This is a genomic window from Burkholderia sp. Bp9031 (genome assembly GCF_003857965.1).
GTDB classification, from domain to species: domain Bacteria; phylum Pseudomonadota; class Gammaproteobacteria; order Burkholderiales; family Burkholderiaceae; genus Burkholderia; species Burkholderia ambifaria_A.
Genome location: NZ_QTPW01000116.1, coordinates 1 through 236 on the forward strand (window position 1 = coordinate 1; position 236 = coordinate 236).

The window sequence follows — 236 nt, forward strand, 5'->3', positions numbered from 1 at the left end:
TCCCGCTCAGTATCGTTCGGTTGACCTGTCAGCCCTTGCGCGCCCGCGAGCGGCTGACTGTAATCCCCCCAACCGTATAGCTCGCCGTCTGCGCTTGCGGTCAGGCGAGGGTTTTCCGCCGTGGTCGCCAGATCGGCGCGCGGGCGTGTGTAGTCGTAGTCCGTCACGGTCACGCGTCCGGGCGTCAGGCGGCTGGTCACGGACAGCGTGTGAATGTGTTCCTCGTCGATATGCTG

Annotated in this window: 1 protein-coding gene; it reads right to left on the bottom strand. The window is 65.3% G+C overall.

Annotated elements, in window-relative coordinates; all coding sequences use genetic code 11:
* The coding region (locus tag DIE15_RS36755; protein ID WP_148095714.1) for a contractile injection system protein, VgrG/Pvc8 family at positions 1 to 236 on the bottom strand (236 nt) is incomplete at both ends.